12 protein-coding genes are annotated in these 17,021 nt (G+C 70.2%); 7 read left to right on the top strand and 5 right to left on the bottom strand.

Features of this window, described 5'->3' with window-relative positions:
* Positions 1-42: 42 nt before the first annotated feature.
* Positions 43-1,329: a Na+/H+ antiporter NhaA gene (nhaA, locus tag QK444_RS15585; protein ID WP_282780974.1), complete on the bottom strand. Its 1,287-nt coding sequence runs from the start codon at positions 1,327-1,329 to the stop codon at positions 43-45.
* Between the two features lie 403 nt (positions 1,330-1,732).
* Here nhaA and QK444_RS15580 point away from each other — a divergent pair, with 403 nt between their 5' ends.
* From QK444_RS15580 to QK444_RS15560, 5 genes are all read left to right on the top strand, one after another.
* Positions 1,733-2,353, top strand: coding sequence for a hypothetical protein (locus tag QK444_RS15580; protein WP_282780972.1), 621 nt, complete (start codon positions 1,733-1,735; stop codon positions 2,351-2,353).
* Positions 2,353-4,206 carry a flotillin family protein gene (locus QK444_RS15575; RefSeq protein WP_282780970.1) on the top strand — a complete coding sequence of 618 codons (1,854 nt, stop codon included), beginning with the start codon at positions 2,353-2,355 and terminating at the stop codon, positions 4,204-4,206. Before QK444_RS15580 ends, QK444_RS15575 begins: the two co-directional genes overlap by 1 nt.
* Positions 4,203-9,743, top strand: coding sequence for a DNA repair ATPase (locus tag QK444_RS15570; RefSeq protein WP_282780968.1), 5,541 nt, complete (start codon positions 4,203-4,205; stop codon positions 9,741-9,743). The genes QK444_RS15575 and QK444_RS15570 overlap by 4 nt, the downstream gene beginning before the upstream one ends.
* Positions 9,740-10,273, top strand: a complete 534-nt coding sequence (locus QK444_RS15565; RefSeq protein WP_282780966.1) for a hypothetical protein — start codon at positions 9,740-9,742, stop codon at positions 10,271-10,273. The genes QK444_RS15570 and QK444_RS15565 overlap by 4 nt, the downstream gene beginning before the upstream one ends.
* 271 nt (positions 10,274-10,544) lie before the next feature.
* Positions 10,545-12,647 (top strand): acyltransferase family protein, encoded by a 2,103-nt coding sequence (locus QK444_RS15560; protein WP_282780964.1) that lies wholly within the window; start codon positions 10,545-10,547, stop codon positions 12,645-12,647.
* 215 nt (positions 12,648-12,862) lie between these two features.
* Here the strand turns inward: QK444_RS15560 and QK444_RS15555 are convergent, their stop codons facing one another.
* The gene (locus tag QK444_RS15555; RefSeq protein WP_282780963.1) at positions 12,863-14,275 is read right to left on the bottom strand and encodes a HAMP domain-containing sensor histidine kinase; all 1,413 of its coding nucleotides are present in this window, start codon (positions 14,273-14,275) and stop codon (positions 12,863-12,865) included.
* The gene (locus tag QK444_RS15550; RefSeq protein WP_029929566.1) at positions 14,272-15,000 is read right to left on the bottom strand and encodes a response regulator transcription factor; all 729 of its coding nucleotides are present in this window, start codon (positions 14,998-15,000) and stop codon (positions 14,272-14,274) included. Before QK444_RS15550 ends, QK444_RS15555 begins: the two co-directional genes overlap by 4 nt.
* A gap of 253 nt (positions 15,001-15,253) precedes the next feature.
* Between QK444_RS15550 and QK444_RS15545 the strand changes: the two genes are divergently transcribed.
* Positions 15,254-15,472, top strand: a complete 219-nt coding sequence (locus QK444_RS15545; protein ID WP_282780960.1) for a hypothetical protein — start codon at positions 15,254-15,256, stop codon at positions 15,470-15,472.
* Complete coding sequence (locus QK444_RS15540) at positions 15,469-15,666, top strand: hypothetical protein (protein ID WP_282780958.1); 198 nt, start codon at positions 15,469-15,471, stop codon at positions 15,664-15,666. Before QK444_RS15545 ends, QK444_RS15540 begins: the two co-directional genes overlap by 4 nt.
* 6 nt (positions 15,667-15,672) lie before the next feature.
* Here QK444_RS15540 and QK444_RS15535 read toward each other — a convergent pair whose 3' ends face one another.
* Both QK444_RS15535 and QK444_RS15530 read right to left on the bottom strand, forming a co-directional pair.
* A complete protein-coding gene (locus QK444_RS15535; protein ID WP_282780956.1) occupies positions 15,673-16,326 on the bottom strand; it encodes a response regulator transcription factor in 654 nt (217 codons plus the stop codon).
* On the bottom strand, positions 16,323-17,021 hold a 699-nt coding region (locus QK444_RS15530; protein WP_282780954.1), incomplete at its 5' end, for a histidine kinase. The genes QK444_RS15535 and QK444_RS15530, both read right to left, overlap by 4 nt.

Genomic DNA, 17,021 nt, shown 5'->3' with positions numbered 1-17,021 from the left:
CGCCGGTCCTGAGCGCACCCGCGCGCCGGCGGATGCGCCGGATCACTCCTGCTGGTTGCGCTGGTAGATGTCGGGGATGCCGTCGGCGTCCTCGTCGACGTTCTCGGCCTCGTACAGGCGGCGGTAGATACCGTTGCGGCGTTTGATCAGGACGGCGGCCCCGCCCGCGGCGATGAGGGAACCGACCAGGACCGCCGCCTTGATGTGGTCGGAATCGGCGGGGAAGGACAGTTCGCCGATGAGCAGGCTGACGGTGAACCCGATTCCGGCCAGGGCGGAGAGGGCGAAGACATCGGCCCATTGCAGGTCCGGGTTCAGTTGCGCGCGAGTGAATTTCACCGCCAACCAGGTGCCGCCGAAGATGCCGACGACCTTGCCGAGGACCAGGCCGAGCACCACGCCGAGCGACTCGGGTCGGGTGAACACCTCGCCCAGCGCTGAGGTCGACAGCGTCACCCCGGCGGCGAAGAGGGCGAACAGCGGGGCCGCGATACCGGCCGAGATGGGGCGCAGCAGGTGGGCGGCGTGCGCGGCGGGCGTCTCCGACTCCCCCTGGTCCGGGGTGGCGCGCAACAGCAGCCCCATGCACACCCCGGCCACCGTGGCGTGCACCCCGCCCACGTAGGTCAGCGCCCAGATGGTGATGCCGAGCGGCACGTACCACCACCATCCCCGCACCCGGAAACGTTGCAGCGCGGCGAATACCGCGAGGCCGACGACGGCTCCGCCGAGGGCGAGGAGTTTCAGGTCGTCGGCGAAGGCGACCGCGATGACGGCGATGGCGCCGAGATCGTCCACGACGGCCAGCGTCAGCAGGAAGGCGCGCAGCGCGGCGGGCAGATGGGTGTTCAGCACGGCGAGGACGGCCAGCGCGAAGGCGATGTCGGTGGCCATGGGCACCGCCCAGCCCGCCATGTCACCGCCGCTGCTGCCGGTCACGGCCAGATACACCGCGGCGGGCAGAACCATGCCGCACAGCGCCGCGACCACCGGTAGCGACGCGGTTGCCGGAGTCCGAAGCTCGCCGATGACGAGCTCACGTTTCAATTCGATTCCGGCGACCAGGAAGAAGATCGTCAGCAGCCCGTCCGCGGTCCAGTGGGCGACCGAGAGGTCCAGCCCGAGCGCGCCGATCCCGAAGTGGAGGTCACTGATCCGCGTATACCACTCGGCCCACGGGGAATTCGCCCAGACCAGCGCGAGCACGGCGGCCGCCAGCAGCAGCAGGCCGCCGACGGTCTCCGTGCGCAATGCCGTCGCCAGCGCCGATCGCTCGGACCAGGACGGCAATCCGAGAAACACCCTGCGCTCGCGCGGAGCGGCAGCCATGAACAACCTCCGGGGGCGTCGACGTGAGGGCACCTCGCCCCTGACCGCCGACCAGACTTCCCGGCACACCCCGCGTTCGTTGACGCGTTATTAACACCCTAACGGCCACTGTCTGGAATGTCTTCTTCGTGGTGGGAAATCCGGCCCGCCACCGGCCCGATACCGCCCTCGACATGCATTCGACGCGCATTTGCCATATGGTTGCCGAACACCGGTCGACCGCCCCGGGGCTATTCGACTTGCCCCGGGGGGATCTTTACGGCATTCTTACACCCACAAGGGGAGCCGGGAAGCCTGGTCGGCACGTGATGCACGTACGTGAATCACGGTGGAACGATCAAGGAGCTTCTCATGCAACATCTTTCGTCGACGCGCGCCCCATTCCGCCCGGCATCCGCCGGGCATGCGTGAATTCCTCACGGCGACACTGACTTTTCCCACCGTTGTCTTCAGCTTCGCGCTGATCGTCGTCGTCGCGTACTGGCTCGCCGTGCTGGCCGGTGGGGCCGATCCGGATCTGTTCGACACCGATTCCGACACCGGCGGTTCTGCCATCGGTGACCGGTGGGGTCTGAGCGGGGTGCCGGTCTCGATCATCGTATCCATCATCGTCGCGCTGGCCTGGTTCCTGTGCCTGGCCGGGGCGACCCTGACCCGGGAGTTGAATCTCACCGGCTTCCTCGCCTTCTGCGCCGGTGTCGCCGTATTCGTGGTGGCCGTTCCGGTGTCCGTGCTGGGCACCAGGGTCATCGTCGTACCGCTGCGCCGCCTGTTCGCACCCGCGGCGGAGCCCAGCAGGAATGACCTCGTCGGTCGGGTGTGCGTCATCCGCACCGGCCGCGTCGGACCGGATTTCGGTCAGGCGGAACTGATTTCGCCCGACGGCTCGTCGGCGATCATCCAGGTTCGCCAGAGCGCCCAACATGCCGCCGAAACACCACTCGCACACGGTGTTTCCGCAATCGTCTACGACTACGACTCGGCCACCGAGACCTTCTGGGTGGCCCCACTGGAGGGGATCTGATGTCTACCATCGCAATCGGCCTGGGAGTCCTGGTGGCTCTCGCACTCGTGATCGGCATTGCCGCGCTGTTCATCGTGAGCAGCCTGTTCAAGAAGGTGGAACAGGGCCGCGCTCTGATCATCTCGAAGATGCGCCGGGTGGACGTCACCTTCACCGGCGCGGTGGTGCTGCCGGTGCTGCACAAGGCCGAGTACATGGACATCTCGGTGAAGACCATCGAGATCGACCGGGTCGGCCGCGACGGGCTGATCTGCCGCGACAATATCCGCGCCGATATCCGCATCACCTTCTTCGTGCGGGTCAACAAGACCGTCGAGGATGTGGTCAAGGTCGCGCAGGCCATCGGCACCGCCCGCGCCAGCGACCAGTCCACGCTGCAGGAGCTGTTCGCCGCCAAGTTCTCCGAGGCGCTCAAGACGGTGGGCAAGCACCTCGACTTCGTCGACCTCTACACCAAGCGCGACGAGTTCCGCGACCGCATCATCGCGGTGATCGGCACCGACCTCAACGGCTACAGCCTCGAGGACGCCGCCATCGACTACCTGGAGCAGACGCCGCTCGCCCAGCTCGACGCCCAGAACATCCTGGACGCGCAGGGCATTCGCAAGATCACCGAACTCACCGCGGTGGAACACGTGCGCACCAACGAATTCCGGCGCAACGAGGAGAAGGAGATCACCCGCCAGAACGTGCAGGCGCGCGAGGCGGTGCTGGAGCTGGAGCGCCAGCAGGCCGATGCCGAGATCCGCCAGCAGCGCGAGGTGGAGACCATGCGCGCCCGGGAGGAGGCCGAGATCGCCCGCGTCCAGGCCGAGGAGCGGCTGCGTTCGCAGACCGCGCATCTGCGCACCGAGGAGTCCCTGGGCATCCAGCAGGAGAACATGGGCCGCGAGATCGCCGTCGCGGAGAAGAACCGCGAACGCGTGATCGCCGTGGAGGCCGAGCGCATCGAGAAGGATCGGCTGCTCGAGGTCACCGCCCGCGACCGCGAGGTGTCCCTCGCCCGGATCGCCGCCGACCGCGAGGTGGAGACCGAGAAGCGCACCGTCGCCGAGGTGGTGCGCGAGCGCATCGCGGTGGACAAGACCGTGGCCGAACAGCAGGAGCAGATCAACCGGCTGCGCGCGGTGGAGGCCGCCGAACGCGACCGCCAGGCCATTGTCATCCGCGCCGAGGCCGAGGCGCAGGAGCACCTGGTCAAGGACATCAAGGCGGCCGAGGCCGCGGAGGCCGCGGCCAAGTTCAAGGCCAAGGAGTCGCTGACGCTGGCCGAGGCCGAGCAGCAGGCGTCGGAACTGCAGGCGCGCGCCAAGATCCGCCTCGCCGAGGCGCAGCAGGCCGAGTCGGCCGCCTACGGGCTGGGCCAGGCGCAGGTCAAGGAGCGCGAGGCCGACGCCATCGAGAAGGTGGGCCGCGCCGAGGCGGTCGCACTGCGGGAGAAGGCCCTGGTGGAGGCCGAGGCGCTGCGCGAGAAGCTCAAGGGCGAGGCCGAGGGCCTGCAGGAGAAGGCCGCTGCCATGGCGGCGCTCGACGACGCCACCCGCGAGCACGAGGAGTACCGGCTGCGGCTGGAGATGGAGAAGGACATCGAGCTGGCCAAGGTCACCGCGCACCGCGAGGTCGCGCAGGCGCAGGCCACGGTGCTCGCCACCGGTCTGGAGCAGGCCAATATCGACATCGTCGGCGGCGACTCGATCTTCCTGGACCGCCTGGTGGGCTCCATCGGCCTCGGTAAGGGCCTCGATCAGCTGATCGGCAACTCCGAGGTCGGCAAGTCCGCCGCGACCGCGCTCATCGGCCGCCTGGCCGGGGTCAACGGCCACGGCTCCGACGACGTCCCGCAGGCCAAGTGAGCGGGGCGGCACCACTGGACACCGGTCGCCGGATCGGAGGGGAATCCGGCGACCGGGGTTCGGTCGACATCGAGACGGGCACCTACGAGATCCTGCACGCGCGGCTGCGCGAGCACGCCGCCGAGGTGGCGCGGCGTGCGGAGCTGCTCAATGAGCGCCGCATCGCGGCCTTCGGCGGCTCCGAACTGACGCTGCTGGGCACCGAGCGCATCCGCACCGGCAACAACTGCGTGCCGCGCGATGTGGTGGCGCTGCCGGACGGGCGCATGGTGTTCGGCTACAACGTGTTCGTCGGCATGCGCCCGGAGACGACGGTCGCCGACGTCTTCGCGGTGCACCGCTTCCGGACCGAGGGCGCGACACCGGACGGCGCAGGGCCGAACAACGCGACGCCGAACGACACGGGGCCGAACAACGCAGCGCCGGGGGCCGCGCCGTTCGGATTCGAATCCGCCGACGCCACTGGGCTTTTCGACGATCCGCGGTTCCTCCGCGATTTCGCCGAGCTGTACCGCTACTACAGCCAGACCCGGCTGCTGCAACTGCGCCGGGTGGAGGGCCGCCTGCTGGCGGTGTTCCAGACCGGCCAGCGCACCGACGACATCCGCGTGCTGCGCTGGCAGCTGGATACCGACGGATCGCTGCGCTACCTGGACAATCGCGGGGAGCGCGACCATGTGTTCCCGGCGTCGCACGATTTCGATTGGATCGAGACCACCCGCGACGACCAGGTGCACGGCCGGCATCCGCACCTGTCGATTCTCGGCGAGGTGTTCGTGGAGACGCTCGGTGGCACCCTCACCATCAAGGTCGAGGACAATACCGAGACCGGGGCGGGCATCTACAGCGAGCCCGTCGACGAACCACTGCAGAGCCTGGCCGACGCCGACGTGCACTACGCGCGGCTGGGTCCGCTGATCCTGCTGCGCATTCGACCGTACAACGAAACCGACTGGCGGCACCTGGTTTTCAATACCCGCACCAAGGACGTGGTGCGGCTGGACGGGATCGGGCAGTCGTGCCGTCGGCTGCCCGAGGACCAGGGCATCATCTTCCCCGGCGGCTATTACCTCGCCACCGGCGTGCACAAGCGGTTCGACACCGATACCGCGGAGCTGGAGTACGAGCGCACCGTCCGGGCGGGCAACGGCGAGGACGTGCTGTACGTCTTCCACGCCCGCGCGGCGGGCCGCACGCTGCTGCTGCCCTACAACCTGGTGCGCACCGAGGTCGCCACTCCCACTGTCTGCCACGGCTATTCGATGTTCGAGGACGGCACCATGGTGGTGCTGCGGGCCATGTCGGAGGAGCCGACGCGGGTGCATCCGCTCCAGGTGTGGCGTACCCCGTTCGTCTCCGACGTGTACGCGGCCGCGCAGCCGGTCGGCACCGGCCCTGTGCACCGGGTCGGCAATGCCGAACTGGTGCGCGGTATCTCGGAATGTCTCGCGGTGCGCCGCATGGTGGACGAGATGCGGCCCGCCGCGGCGGTTTTCGAGGCCGTGATCGCGGCGTGCACCCGCACCGTCGACCTGTACCACTGGTTGGGCGATCCGGAGCTGGACGATCCGGCCGCGGCGCTGGCCGAGGTGCGCGCCACCGCCGAACAGGTGCTGGACGAGTTCGACAAGGTCACCGCGCTCACCGCGCAGGCGACCGCCGCCGTGGACGGCGCGGCCGACGAGGCCGCCGCGCTCATGCGCCGGGCCCGCGCCGCCGCGCACCGCACCGCCGACGACTGGGTGCGGATGCTGGCGGAGCTGCGGCGCGCGCAGGGGCAGCTGGTGACGGTGCGTGAGCTGCGCTATGTCGACACCGAGCGCATCGACGCGCTGGATGGTGAGCTCGCCGCCGCGCTCACCGACACCGGCCACCGGGCCGTCGAATTCCTGTCCGGCGCGGACGCTTTCGCGGCCTACCGCACCGAGCTCGACGATCTGCTGGCCCAGGCCGAGGCCATCGCCTCCGCCGCCGCGGCCGAACCGCTGCGGGAGCGGTTGAGCGAGCAGACCGACGCGCTGCGCATCGTCACCGATGTGGTCGGCTCGCTCGACATCACCGACGCCACCGTGCGCACCACCATTCTCACGCGCATCGGCGAGGTGCTGGCCGGGGTCAACCGGGTGCGGGCCACCCTGGACACCCGGCGCGCGGAACTGGCCGCCGTGGAGGGCCGGGCTGCCTTCGCCGCCGAATACGCGCTGCTCGGGCAGTCGGTGAGTGGGGGGCTCGCGGTTTGCGACTCCCCCGAGGCATGCGACGACCAGCTGGCGAAACTGCTGCTGGCCATCGAGAATCTGGAGTCCCGCTTCGGCGAATTCGACGATTTCGCCGAGCAGCTGGGCGCCAAGCGCGAGGACGTGTACGAGGCGTTCGCGGCGCGCAAGCAGGCGCTGCTGGACGAGCGGGCCCGACGCGGCGAACGCCTCGCGGACTCGGCGCAGCGCATTCTGTCCGGAGTGGGCCGCCGCGCCGCCGCCCTGGGCTCCCTGGACGAGGTGAACACCTACTTCGCCTCCGATCCCATGGTGGCGCGGCTGCGCACGGCCGTGGCCGACCTGCGCGCCCTCGGCGATCAGGTGCGGGCCGAGGAGTTCGAGGGCAAGCTGCGCGCGGCGCGGCAGGAGGCCGGGCGCGCGCTGCGCGACCGCACCGATCTCTACGCCGACGGCGGGGAGACGCTGCGCCTGGGCCGCCACCGCTTCGCCGTCGACACCCGGCCGGTGGAGCTGACCATGGTGCCGCACGAGGATGCGCTCTGGTACGCCATCACCGGCACCGACTATCGGGCTCCGGTGCGCGACAGCGGCTTCGAGGCGACGCGGCCGTACTGGTCGCAACTGCTGGTGTCGGAGACCGCCGAGGTGTACCGAGGCGAGTACCTGGCCGTGTCGATCCTCGCCGCCGCCGAACACGACGGCGGCCTCGACGCCCTGCACGCGGCGGCCGCCGCCGGTGAACTCGCCGAACTGGTCGGCAAGATCGCCGCCGACCGCTACGACGAGGGCTACGAGCGCGGCGTGCACGATCACGACGCCGCAGCGATTCTCGATGCGGCCCTGCGCCTGTCGGCCGGAGCCGGGCTGCTGCGGTATCCGCCCGCCGAACGCGCGGCGGCCCAGCTGTGGTGGCGCTTCGCCCTGTCCCCGGAGCAGGCCGCGTACTGGCGTACCCGGGCCGGGTCGCTGGCCCGTGCCCGCGCCGTATTCGGCCGCACCACCGATGTGGACGAGGTGTGCGCCGAATTGGCCTCCGGGATAACGTGTTTCGCCGATGACATCGGACTCGACCCGGTGGACGCGCACCTCGCCGGGGAGTACCTGTTCGAGGAATTGGCAACGCCCACTCCGGGTTTCGTCACCTCCGCCGGAGCCCGGCGACTGCTGGACCGCTTCCACCGCGCCCTCGACGCTGCCTCCGCGACCGGTCGCGCCGAGTTCGAGGCGGACCTGCGCGCCCTCGCCGACACCGACCCGCGCCGGCCCGACAGCTACCCACGGTGGGCCGCCGATCACGCACCCGCACTCGACGGCCGTTGGTCTCCGGTCGCCGACGACGGCAACGCCCATGCGACCGACCACCATTCTCGCTCGGCCATCGGCCCCTCCTATGCGGTTGGCGGTCATTCGTCTTCGGTCACCGACGACGCGCGTTCGCATGACGGCCGCACACGGTCGAACGAGGAAACGAACGACCGCCACTCGCGAACGGCCGGGGGGCACTCGAACTCGACCGACGCCCGCTCGCGCGCGGTCGCCGGCAGGGCGCGCTCGACCGACGGCAGCTCCCGATCGGTGCGTGCGCGGTCGACCGCACCGAACGCGCAGGCGGCGGTGCTGGCCCCGTCCGGCGTATCCTCCGCGCCCGTCGAGTCGCTGCCCGTGACGGCCGGCACGCCCGGCAGCACGGCGCGCTACCAACTGATACGCGCCTGGCTCACCGCCTATCTCGACCGGTCCGCCGCCGATCCGGCCGAGCGCGCCGTCCTCCCCGAGGCGGTGGCGATCGAGCTGTGCGGCAGCGCGCTGCCCCGCTACGATTCCGCCGCCGCGCTCACCGCCACCGTCGGCGGTCTGCTCGGCACCCATCCGCGGATCACGGGTCGGGAGTTGCGTTTCCGGCTCGATGAGCTGCTGGCCCGCTGCGGCCGGTTCCATCGGGAGCGGGTGCCGGGGTTCCGGGCCTATCTGCGGCGCCGTACCGAACTGGTCGCCGCCGAGCGCGAGCGACTGCGGCTGGCGGAGTACCATCCGCGCGCACTGAGCGGGTTCGTGCGCAACCGCCTGATCGACGAGGTGTATCTGCCGCTGATCGGCGACAACCTGGCCAAGCAGCTCGGCGTGGCCGGGGATGCCGATCGCGTCGACCGCTCGGGTCTGCTGCTGCTGATCTCACCGCCGGGCTACGGCAAGACCACCCTCATGGAGTACGTGGCCGCCCGGCTGGGCCTGGTGCTGGTGAAGGTGAACGGTCCCGCGCTCGGCCACGAGGTGACCTCGATCGACCCCGAGCAGGCGCCGCACGCCACCGCCCGCCAGGAGCTCGAGAAGATCAACTTCGCCCTGGAACTCGGCAACAATGTGCTGCTGTACCTCGACGACATCCAGCACACCTCGCCGGAGCTGCTGCAGAAGTTCATCTCGCTGTGTGACGGCCAGCGCCGCATGGAGGGCGTATGGGAGGGCCGCACCCGCACCTACGATCTGCGCGGCAAGCGGTTCGCGGTGTGCATGGCCGGTAACCCGTACACCGAGCAGGGCAAGCGTTTCCGGATTCCGGACATGCTCGCCAACCGCGCCGACGTGTGGAATCTCGGCGATGTGCTCTCCGGCCGCGACGAGCAGTTCGCGCTCAGCTACCTGGAGAACGCGCTCACCTCGAATTCCGTTCTCGCCCCGCTGTCCTCGCGTGATCGCGGCGATCTGGAGATCCTGGTCCGGCTGGCGCGCGGCGACCGCACCGCCACCGCCGACGGCCTCGCCCACCCGTACCCGGCGGCGGAACTGGCCGAGATCACCGCGGTGCTGGGCAAACTGCTGCGCGTGCAGGAGGTGGTGCTGGCCGTCAATCGCGCCTACATCGCATCGGCCGCCACCGCGGACGCCGCCCGCACCGAACCGCCGTTCCAGCTCCAGGGCTCCTACCGCAATATGAACGCCCTCGCCGAACGCGTGGTCCCGGTCATGAACGACCGCGAACTCGAGGCCCTCATCGACGACCACTACCTCGGTGAGGCCCAAACCCTCGCCGCCGCCACCGAAGCCAACCTGCTCAAACTGGCCGAACTGCGCGGCACCCTGACCCCGGATCAGGCCCGCCGCTGGACCGAGGTCAAGTCCGCCTATCTGCGCGAACAGGCCCTCGGTGGCGCCGAGGACGATCCGCTGGTCCGCGCCATCGGCGCGCTGGGACTGCTCGGCGACCGCATCGGCGGTATCGAATCCGCCCTGCGCGCACTCGAATCGACGGATTCCGGTCGGCACCATCGGGCGGCGGCACGGACCACGCACCAGGGGGCGGAGGAGGGATACCGATGATGTACGAGGCACGACTCGGGTTCGATCCGCGGTCGACGGGCATCCTCGGCATCTGTGCGCTGTTCGTGGTCGTCGCGCTGCTCGTCCCGGATATGCCGGTAGCGCTGCAGGTGGTCACGATCGTGTTCTTCGGTGGCGGCGGCGTACTGCTGGCGGTGGGGATGGCGTCACGCAAACTCGCGCTGCGCGTCGACGAGGACGGCGTCACCCTCGGCGGCAATCCGCTGCGCCGACGCGCCACCACGGTGTTCGTATCGTGGTCGGAGATCGCCGCCATCGTCCTGTTTCGCCAGCGCCTGTCACACGGGGCGACCATGCGCTACATCGGCGTCCAGCGCCACGCGGGACTGCCACCGCTGCCGAGCGCCGCGGGCCGGACCGCACAGGCCGCATCCCGCCTCATTCCGCACGTCCCACCGGATGTGGTCGCCGCCAGCCGGGCGATCTCCGGCTGGCGGCTCGATGAGGACCGGCTCATCGCGGCGCTCCGGCACCACGCACCACACGTCCGGCTCATCGACGCGGGTTGACCTGTGCCCCTTGCTCGCCCAGCGGCGGCCGGAGTGGACGGCCGCGAGCGGCATCATCGCCGACGCCACGCGTCCGTGCGACACGCCAAGCGGTAAACATGCACCACGAAAACCGGTTGCGCAAGTCGAGAACCGATGAACCGCTCGGCGGCACCGCGCGTTTGCCAGCGGCGCGATGAGTCGGGCATCTTAAGGGGCGGTGCGCCGGGATCAGGTCGGCAACCCCCGGCTTGTCGCTCTGGTCGGGGCCGCTTCGTAGTGGGGAGTTCTCGTGTACACGCGCACCCCGGGGCCGGTCGCGCCCGTCGCACCGGTGGCCCGGAATCCGCTGCCCGGCATCGCCTCCCGCCCGAGCTACCGCGACGATCTCGACGGACTGCGCGGTATCGCGATCGCCCTGGTGGTGGCCTTCCACGTCTGGATGGGGCGGGTATCCGGCGGTGTGGACATCTTCCTGGTGCTGTCCGGCTTCTTCTTCACCGGAATGCTGTTGCGCCGCACCGACACCACGGGCGGCCCCGGCATCGGCGCGACCCTGCGGCGCACCGCCCGCCGCCTGCTGCCCGCCCTGCTGGTGGTGCTGACCGCCGTCGCCGTCGCCACCGTCGTCGCGATGCCGTACACCCGCTGGAACGACATCTCCGCACAATTGCTGGCCTCGGGTTTCTACTTCCAGAACTGGTATCTGGCCGTCGCGGAGCTGGACTACGCGGCCGCGGATCCCTCGATCAGCCCGCTACAGCACCTGTGGTCCATGGCCGTACAGGGCCAGTTCTACCTGGCGATCCTGGTCGTGGTCGCGCTGTGGGCGACGGTGCGGCCCCGCCCGGACCGGCGCCGCCCCACCCTGCTGCTGACGCTGCTGCTCGGCGCGGCGGCCTCGTTCTGCTACGCCGCCGACGCACCGCAGCAGCAGGCGTGGATCTACTACGACAGCGCTGCCCGCGCCTGGGAACTGCTGGCGGGCGCGATGCTGGCCGTGGTCGCGCCGTGGCTGACGATTCCGCGCCGGATCCGCTGGCTGGCGGGCACGGTGGGCCTGGGCATGGTGCTGTCGTGCGGCCTGCTGTTCGACGGTGCCACCGAATTCCCCGGTCCGGCAGCGTTGTTCCCGGTCGCCGCCGCCGTCCTGCTGATCCTGTCCGGACTGCACGTCCCGGCGGCCGAACGCCCGTGGGCGAACCGGATGCTGGCGAGCCGGTTGTGCACCGAACTCGGCGCCATCGCCTATCCGCTCTACCTGTGGCACTGGCCCATCTTGATCTTCTACCTGACCGAATCCGGCCGCAAACACGCGGGATTCGCCGACGGGCTGGCGGTGATCGCGGCATCGCTGGTGCTGGCGTGGGTGACGACGCGGGTGATCGAGACACCGCTGCGCCGCCCCGCTCCGACGGCTCCGGATTCGTCCGGGGCCCGGTGGATTCGACGCGGCACCGGCACCGCGGTCGCGGCCTTGGGCATCAGCGTGCTGGCCGGCGCGCTGGGCTGGCAGGTGGTGTCGGCCGCGAATCCTCCGCAGCCGCCGAAGCCGTTCGAATTCCCCACCAGGTACCCGGGTGCGGACGCCCTCGTTCGGGGCATCGACCCGCCGCCGCATCCCATGCGGCCCTCGGTCCTGCGGGGCAATGCCGATTCGCCGCCGCCCACCCGCGACGGCTGCATCACCCCCGACCGGGAGGTGCGCTCGTGCGTCTACGGTGACACCACCGCCGGTCGGGTCATCGCGGTGGTCGGCGGTTCGCATTCCGAGCACTGGATTCCCGCACTCCAAATCCTTTCCCGCGATTACGGATTCCGGATCGTCACCTATCTGAAGGAGCGCTGCCCGCTCACGCTCTCCGACCACCCCTCCTACGCGGAGGCCCCGTTCCCGGAGTGCCGGGAGTGGTCGGAGGAGGTGCTCGACCGGCTCGCCGAGGAGCGTCCGGACTGGGTGTTCACCATTTCGACGCGCAGCCGCGTGGCGGGTGCCGGGGACGAGGTGCCGCCGGAGTTCCTGGACGTGTGGTCGGCGCTGTCCGAGCGCGGCCTGCGGGTGCTCGCGCTCCGCGACACCCCGCGCCTGCGCCACGGCGACGTCTACTATCGGGCCGTCGACTGCCTGGCCCGGCGCGGCACCACACCCGATAGCTGCGGGATGGATCGTGCGGCGGCGCTGTCCGAGCGGGACCCCGCCGAGGAACCGGCGGCGAGCTATCCGAATATCTTCCCGATGGATCTCAGCGACGCCGTATGCCGTTCGGACCGTTGCCGAGTCGCCGAGGGCAACGTGCTCATCTACCGCGACGAGCACCACCTCACCGCCAGCTACGTCCGCACCCTCGCCCCGGAACTGGGGCGGCAGATCGCGGCGATCACCGAGTGGTGGTAGGCGGCCCGCACCGAAAGGCCGGGACGGACAGGAGTGTTGCGGTGGGTTGACGACGGATTTGCGATCCGGGCACAGCTTGCCGACTTTCGCTCCCGGCCACCGGGTTCGGCGCCGCCGGTGCGGTACCGTCGCAGCGGCGGCGGCGCTCCGCTGTCAGGACAGCTCCCTCGCGAAACCTACAGGGCCACCGGGTCGCCGCCGCCCCCATGAGCGCGTCAGCGTATCGACGTCGGCTCCCGCTCGGATTCCAGCACCTCGGCCTCCACCCGTGGCAGCCGCACCACGAACCGCGCTCCCCCACCCGGCCGGTCCTCGCAGTACACCCGGCCTCCGTGCGCCGCAACGGTTTCCGACACCAGGGCGAGTCCGATACCGGTACCCACCGCCGCGCCGCGTTCGACCCGGATGGTGGCGAAGCGCTCGAAGATCCGGTTGCGATCGGCGACGGGCACACCGGGACCGGCGTCGTCGACCGTGATCACCGCGTCGGCGCCGTCCCGGCGCACGGTGACCGCGACCGGACCCCCGCCGTGGCGGGTGGCGTTCTCCAGCAGGTTGGCGACGGTGCGCTCGAGTTCGAGCCGTCGGCCCTCGATGGTGGAATCGGTGACGACCGTGAGCAATTCGGGCGGATAGTGCCGCTCGGCGAGGGCGTGGGTGAGCAGTTCGCCGAGTGAGAGCAGTTCGACGTCGCCGCGGTGCACCCCGGCGTCCACGCGCGCCAATTCCAGCATGTCGTCCAGCATCCGGCGCATATGGCTGAGTTCGTCGCTGGTCAACCGCAGCGCCCGCCGCATCCGCTCCGGCAGCTGTTCCTCGTACTTGTTCATGACGCCGACGCTGGTGACCAAGGTGGTGAGCGGGGTGCGCAATTCGTGGCTGACGTCGCCGACCAGGCGGCGCTCCCGTTCGATGCGCTGCTGCAGCGAGTCGACCATGGTGTTGAAGGCGTCGACGGTATCGGACAGATCACGGTCGGCGGTGCGCGGCAGCCGGGTGTCGAGTTCGCCCGAGGCGATCCGCGAAGCGGTGACGGCCAGCTGGTGCAGCGGTTTGAGCACCCGCCGACTCGCCCACACGCCGAGCAGCGCACCGACCGAGGAGGCGACGATGGCGCAGGCGATCAGCAGATTCCGCAGCATGCGCAGGGTGGAGTCCAGCTCCGCGATGGGCGTGAACTCGTAGAACATGTCCCCGCGCGCGTTCAGCGGAAGCCCAACGCGCAGATAGGGTTTGCCCGCCACCGTCACCCGCCGCGTGCTCTCCTCCGAACCGCCGGCGATATCCGGGGACAGCAGCGCCGAGGTCGCCAGGGCGGAGTCGCTGTCGATCCAGGTGTCACCCCAGCGCACCAGCATCACCGTGCCGTCGGGCGGTTCGATGGCCACCAGATCGGCTTCGGTGGGCTGCTCGGCGGCGACATTCTGGCGCAGGATCCCGATATGGGCGTCGGTGAGACGGACGGCCGAGCGCTCGCGCTGCCCCTCCATATAACCGCGGCCGACGGTGAACACCGAGACCGCCAGCACCAGCGACACCAGACTGGCGCTCAGGGCGAAGGCGAGCACCGCACGGCTGTACACACTGCGCGCGGGCCGCCATCGGGTGGTGCCGGCGTCCGCGGTCACCGCTGCACGTCTAGTCGGTATCCGAGCCCGCGCACCGTCACCACGATCCGCGGGGCGGACGGGTCCCTCTCGATCTTGGTACGCAACCTGCGCATATGCACGTCCACAATCCTTTGGTCACCGAAAAACCCGCGGTCCCACACTCTTTCGAGCAGGACATCGCGGCTGAGCACCCGGCCCGGCGCCTCCGCCAGTTCGCAGAGCAACCGGTACTCGGTGAGTGTCAGATGCACCTCCTCGTCGCCCCGCAGCAGGCGGCCGCTGTCCTGCGACAGCACCAGCGGCGGGTTCGATTCCGCGTCCAGCACCACCTCGGGGCGGCCGTCGGGGTCCGGGGCCGCGTCACGGCCCTGCGCCAGCCGCGCCCGACGGCGCAGCGCCCGCATGCGCGCGGTGATCTCCTTGATCTCGAACGGCTTGGTCACGAAGTCGTCCGCCCCGGCCTCCAACGCGGCCACCACATCGTGGGTGTCGTCGCGAGCGCTCACCACGATGATGGGCACGTCGTGATCGCGGCGCACCTCACGGATGCAGGTGAATCCGTCCATCGCCCCCAGCATCAGATCCACGATCATGACATCGGGCACGCCGCGGCTGCGCACCTGCGCGAGCGCCACCTCGGCCCCACCGGCCTCGGAGACCTCGTACCCCTCGTCCTCCATGGCCAGCCGCAGCGCCTCCCGGACCCGGTCGTCGTCCTCTACGATCAGCAGGTTCGCGCCCATCAGTCCATCCCTCGCACCGCCGTCGGAACCAGTCACGCCCTGTCGCCTCCGAATCGCGGAGCGGACGACCCAGCAGCTTTGAGTACCCGACCACTCTGTCGGGAAAACCTTCCGTCGTTGCCGCACATGCCGCCGACGGTTCCCTACCGGAGCGACGCGTCGCAAGGCGGAGCGGTTTCGGCCCGCGAATCTTCAAACAACCGCAAACTAGTTTCCGGTGTCGCCGCAAAGTGGGCAACCCACCATCGACTAGGTGACGCAGAGTCGACTGTCCCGGCGTTCCTACCGCCGCATCGGCGATCCGACGCTGTGGGAACGCGGCATCCGCGCACACCATCGGTCACCGGGACCGCCGGAAGGTCGGCGGCACCCGTGCACCCGTGCCACTCGGCGCTGCACTGACGACAACGGCGTCGCTCACCATGCCGTCACCACGCGTACGGATTCCATCGACCACCGGCTGTTCCGGTGACCGAGCCCACCTCGCACGACGTCCACGTGCGCCTGCGCTTTCCCCAGGGTGGCGCCGTGGTCGAATACCGGGCCACCGAGCCCGTGGCCCGCAGGCTCGCCCACGACCTGGGGCGGCACGGCGTCATCGTCACCATCGACAACGATGTGCACCCCCAGCTCAGCGACCTGCCCACCACCGATCTCTGGGGCTGACCCGGCTCACTCGGGCCGCACCAGACGGGTCTCGTAGGCGTAGATCGCGGCCTGGGTGCGGTCGCGCAGGTGCAGTTTGTCCAGGATGCGGGCCACATGCGTCTTCACCGTCTGTTCCGAGATCACCAGTGCGCGCGCGATCTCGGCATTGGACGACCCGCGCGCGATGCACACCAGCACCTCGGTCTCGCGGGCGGTGAGTTCGGCGGGTGCGGGGCCCGGTCGGTGGTCGGCGGTGCGGGCGAACCGTTCCACCAGGCGGCGGGTCACGGTGGGGGCGAGCATGGCCTCGCCGCGGGCGACGGCGCGCACCGCCTCGCCCAGAATGTGGGCCGAGGCGTCCTTGAGCAGGAATCCGCTCGCCCCGGCCCGCAGCGCGGTGTAGACGTACTCGTCGAGGTCGAAGGTCGTCAGCACGATGACGCGGGTGTCGTGCTCGGCCGCGACGATGCGGCGGGTGGCCTCCAGCCCGTCGACGCCGGGCATGCGGACGTCCATCAGGACGATGTCGGGGTGCAGCAGCCGCGTCCGCGCCACCGCCGCGATGCCGTCGGCGGCGTGGCCGACGACGGCGATATCCGGCTGGGCGTCGAGCAGCACCGTCAGCCCCTCGCGCACCAGTTCCTGATCGTCGGCGACGAGCACCCGGATGGCCGTCACGGCTCCTCCCGGATCGGCAGTTCCGCGCGCACGCGGAAGCGTCCGTCGGCGGGTGCGGCCGTGAGCGTGCCGCCGTAGGCCGCGACCCGCTCCCGCATACCGGTCAGCCCGTGTCCGACCCGGCCGCCGCCGGCTCCGGCCGGTAGCGAATTGTCGACGTCGATCCGCATCCGATCGGTGTCGCAGTGCACGCGCACCCGCACCGACGCTCCGGGGGCGTGGCGGACGGCGTTGCTCAGCGCCTCCTGGACGATGCGGTATGCCGAGAGTCCGACGCCCGCCGGTACCGCGGTGAGATCGCCGTCGGTATCGAGTTCGACGCGGGTGCCGGTGCCGCGCACCGAGTCGACCAGACACGGCAGGTCGGTCACGGTGGGCTGCGGCGCCGCACCGGTGTCTCCGGAGCGCAGCAGCTCCAGAATGCGCCGCATCTCACCCAGCGCGGTGACGGCGCTGTCCCGAATGGCGGCGAAAGTCTTTGGTGCGGTGGCGGATTCGCGGAACTGCGCGGTCTCGGCCTGAATGGCGATGACCGACATATGGTGCGCCACCACATCGTGCAGCTCGCGCGCGATCCGAGTCCGCTCCTCCAACAGTGCGGTGTGTTCCGCCTGCCGCCGAGCCGCCTCCTGCTCGTCGCGCAGTCCGCGCCGGGCCGCCGCCAGTGCGCGCAGCGCCGCACCGGCCACCAGGAT

The organism is Nocardia sp. CC201C, assembly GCF_030010695.1.
Classification (GTDB): domain Bacteria; phylum Actinomycetota; class Actinomycetes; order Mycobacteriales; family Mycobacteriaceae; genus Nocardia; species Nocardia otitidiscaviarum.
Note: the sequence above shows the minus strand (reverse complement) of the source record. Positions and strands in the feature narration are given on the sequence as shown.